This window comes from Microbacterium sp. Cr-K32 (assembly GCF_000708345.1).
Lineage (GTDB): Bacteria > Actinomycetota > Actinomycetes > Actinomycetales > Microbacteriaceae > Microbacterium > Microbacterium maritypicum_A.
Genome location: NZ_JARD01000003.1, coordinates 1 through 2,193 on the forward strand (window position 1 = coordinate 1; position 2,193 = coordinate 2,193).

Sequence of the window (2,193 nt, forward strand, 5' to 3'; positions counted from 1 at the left end):
CCACGGGCGGGCCGCCCTGCAGCTGGCGGCGCGCTTCCCGTACTCGCCGATTGAAGTCCTCGAGGACGTCGCGCACATCGGACTCGCGCCCCAGCAGGTCGAGCTGATCGTCCAGCTCCCGATCCTCGGTGCGCAGCAGGATCGCCGGCGGACCGAGACCGGTGAGGTTCTCGGTCTCGATCTTGCGACGGATCCACCAATCCGGGTCGTGATGGGTGCCGAGTCCTTCGAGAGGCTTGCCCGCACCGGGAAGGTCGTCGAACTCCCCCCGGCGGATCGCCACCTGGATGGCCGTCTCGATGAATGCGGCACGATCGACCGCCGCGGCGATCCCGGGCGGCGTGCCCGACTCCTCGTCGCCGTCCACGCTCTCGCCGTGCTGTCTGCTCGCGAGATATCGTGCGGCCGCTTCTCTGGGATCCGTCATGATGCACCTCCGTGGCATCCGAGCTCCCCTCCACCCTACGACGACCGCCACCGCCCGGATCGGGGCCGCAGCCGGTGAGGTCGGCCCCAGGTCATAGGCTCGGAGGATGACCGCGCGCGCCTCCCTCAATCGAGAGATCCTGCGGCTCGCCGTCCCCGCGCTCGGCGCACTGATCGCGGAGCCCGCCTTCCTGATCGTGGATGCCGCGCTCGTCGGGCATCTCGGGACCACTCCGCTCGCCGGGCTCGGCATCGCGGGGGCTGTACTCCAGACGATCGTCGGACTGATGGTGTTCCTGGCCTACTCGACGACCCCGGCGGTCGCTCGCCGCTTCGGGGCGGGACAGCCCGGCGAGGCCGTCTCCGTCGGCGTCAACGGCATGTGGCTGGCGCTCGGGCTCGGCGCCGTGCTCGCGGTGATCGGCGCCGTGTCCTCCCCCTGGTTGGTCTCGCTGTTCGGGGCGAGCGAAGCCGTTTCCGCGCAGGCGAACGAGTACCTCGTGATCTCGATGTGGGGCTTGCCGGCGATGCTCATCGTGTTCGCCGCGACCGGTCTGCTGCGCGGCATGCAGGACACGATGACGCCGCTGTGGATCGCGGGGCTCGGATTCGGGGCCAACGCCCTGCTCAACTGGCTGTTCATCTACGGACTCGGCTGGGGCATCGCGGGTTCTGCGGCGGGCACCGTGACCGCGCAGTGGGGAATGGTCGCCGCCTACGTGCTGGTGGTGCGCCGCCTCGCCACCCGGCACAGCGCCTCGCTGCGCGCACAGGGCGCAGGCATGCGCAACACCGCGACGTCGGGCGGCTGGCTGTTCCTGCGCACCGTGAGCCTGCGCGTCGCACTGCTCGCGACCGTCGGCGTCGCCACCGGCATCGGCACCGACGAGCTGGCCGGGTGGCAGATCGTCTTCACGATCTTCTCCGCGGCCGCCTTCGCCCTCGATGCACTCGCGATCGCGGCCCAGGCCCTCATCGGCAAGGAGCTCGGAGCCGGGGACGAGCAGCAGGTGCACCGTGTGCTGGCCCGCACCGTCGCGTGGGGCGCCTGGTTCGGCGTGGCCGTCGGCGGGCTGATCGCCGCGCTCTCGGGCGTGCTCGGCATCGTCTTCACCGGATCGGCGGAGATCGCAGCGCTCGTGCAGCCGGCACTGCTCGTGCTCGCCGTGGCCCAGCCGATCGCCGGCGTCGTCTTCGTGCTCGACGGCGTGCTGATGGGCGCGAACGACGCCCGATACCTGGCGATCGCCGGTGGTCTGAACCTGGTGCCGTTCCTGCCCGCGCTCTGGATCGTCGCCGCCACCGGGGTCGATGGCACCGCCGGTCTCGTCTGGCTCGCGGTCGCCTTCTTCGGCGTCTACCTGCTCGCACGCCTCGGCACCCTGGGGTGGCGGGTGCGGTCCGGTCGCTGGCTTTCGGCCACTGTCTGACGCCGCCGCCGCGTCCGGCTGTTCCTGCACGGACATCGACGATCGCGACTTCTTCACAACCGCTGGAATCCGCGGAATACTACGTCGCCTGCCCCTGGCGCCCTCGACGATGATCGGGGGACACTGAAGGGATGCTGGGGATGACCGAACCACAGGTCTGGACACTGATCGGCGTCTTCGCCGCGGGGATGTTCGGCACCATCACACTGATCTCGACGATGTTCCTGCGCACGATGCAGAACGGGTTCGACGGCGTGCGCACGGAGATGCGGAACGAGTTCGCGAGCGTGCGGACCGAGATGCGAAACGAGTTCGCGAGCGTGCGGACAGAGATGGG

Annotated in this window: 2 protein-coding genes and 1 pseudogene; 2 read left to right on the top strand and 1 reads right to left on the bottom strand. The window is 70.0% G+C overall.

Features of this window, described 5'->3' with window-relative positions; all coding sequences use genetic code 11:
* Nucleotides 1-427: J-domain-containing protein (locus GZ64_RS18835; RefSeq protein WP_081859619.1), on the bottom strand; the 427-nt coding region annotated here is incomplete at its 3' end.
* 106 nt (nucleotides 428-533) lie between these two features.
* On the opposite strand from GZ64_RS18835, the gene GZ64_RS0100025 reads away from it, so the two are divergent.
* Together GZ64_RS0100025 and GZ64_RS0100030 are read left to right on the top strand one after the other, a co-directional pair.
* Nucleotides 534-1,856 carry an MATE family efflux transporter gene (locus GZ64_RS0100025; protein ID WP_021198243.1) on the top strand — a complete coding sequence of 441 codons (1,323 nt, stop codon included), beginning with the start codon at nucleotides 534-536 and terminating at the stop codon, nucleotides 1,854-1,856.
* A 140-nt stretch (nucleotides 1,857-1,996) separates the two neighbouring features.
* Nucleotides 1,997-2,193, top strand: a pseudogene (locus GZ64_RS0100030) (hypothetical protein); the annotation flags it as partial.

Coding starts and splice junctions, on each gene's coding strand:
- GZ64_RS0100025 (WP_021198243.1), top strand. CDS start 534: ATGACCGCGCGCGCCTCCCTCAATCGAGAGATCCTGCGGCTCGCCGTC.